This is a genomic window from Limimaricola litoreus (genome assembly GCF_024159025.1).
GTDB lineage: Bacteria > Pseudomonadota > Alphaproteobacteria > Rhodobacterales > Rhodobacteraceae > Limimaricola > Limimaricola litoreus.
In genome coordinates this window covers 1-1010 of the sequence record NZ_JAMYXC010000253.1, presented here as the reverse complement: position 1 = coordinate 1010, position 1010 = coordinate 1, and the positions used below count along the sequence as shown (strand labels likewise).

Here is a 1010-nt window from a genome sequence, read left to right as displayed (position 1 = left end):
AGGTCGCGGCCCAGCCCGACGGTGATCGCGCCGAATTCCACCGCCCCGCCCGCGAGGCTGTCGGCCACGCGGGCCTCGATCCGCGCGGTGGCCCAGCTCGGCACATGGACGTCCAGCGCCGGAACGAAGAGCGCGAGCGCGGCGAGCAGCGCCAGCGGCAGCATCGCCACCGACAGCGCCAGCCCCAGGGCGGAGCCCAGCCAGCGCTGCAATGCCCCTACCGGCCCGCGGCCGCGCGGGGGGCTCGGGGATGCGTGTCGCGACCTGATCGAATGCATCGGCAAGACAGGCCATGGCCCCTTGATTTCATCGCCCGCAGCGTAGATGCCTGAGGCCCCGAGGGCCACCGTCGCCCGATCACGCAAGCGAGGATGCGCCATGAGCGACACGATGCCGTCCCCCCGGCCAGAGCCGGGCCAGCCCGCCCCCGATTTCGCCCTGCCGCGCGACGGCGGCGAAGAGGTGCGGCTCTCGAAGCATCTGGGCGCGCCGGTGGTGCTCTATTTCTACCCGCGCGACGATACTTCGGGCTGCACCCGCGAGGCGCAGGGCTTCACCGAGCTGGGGTCGGATTTCGAGCTTCTGGGCGCGCGGGTGTTCGGCGTGTCCAAGGACACGGTGGCCAAGCATGAGAAGTTCCGCGACAAATACGGGCTGCGCGTGACGCTGTTGTCGGATGCCGAGAGCGACGTCTGCGAGCGTTACGGCGTCTGGGTCGAGAAGAAGATGTATGGCAAGACCTTCATGGGGATCGCGCGCAGCACCTTCCTGATCGATGCGCAGGGCCGCATTGCGCGGGTCTGGCCACGGGTGAAGGTCGAAGGGCACGCGGCCGAGGTTCTCGACGCGGTGCGCGCGCTGTGAGCCGCACGCTGACCGAACTGGCGGTCGAAGTGCTCACGACCGCCGACGGGCGCGAGAAGACCGCGCGCAGCCATGCCGCCGCCAAGCTCTGGCGCGACAGCCGCGCCGCCGGCGCGCCGCTCGCCATCGGCGCGGCCATGCCCCCC

2 protein-coding genes are annotated in these 1010 nt (G+C 71.2%); one reads left to right on the top strand and one right to left on the bottom strand.

The genetic code is table 11. The annotated features are described in order from the left end of the window. A partial coding sequence (locus NHG85_RS15990; protein ID WP_253334183.1) for a hypothetical protein occupies window positions 1-212 on the bottom strand: 212 nt, incomplete at its 3' end. 166 nt (window positions 213-378) lie between these two features. Here NHG85_RS15990 and NHG85_RS15985 point away from each other — a divergent pair. Beyond that, window positions 379-864 carry a peroxiredoxin gene (locus tag NHG85_RS15985; protein WP_253334176.1) on the top strand — a complete coding sequence of 162 codons (486 nt, stop codon included), beginning with the start codon at window positions 379-381 and terminating at the stop codon, window positions 862-864. Window positions 865-1010: the final 146 nt, after the last annotated feature.

Excerpts from the sequence above, each read along its gene's own strand:
- NHG85_RS15985 (WP_253334176.1), top strand. The coding sequence starts at position 379 with ATGAGCGACACGATGCCGTCCCCCCGGCCAGAGCCGGGCCAGCCCGCC.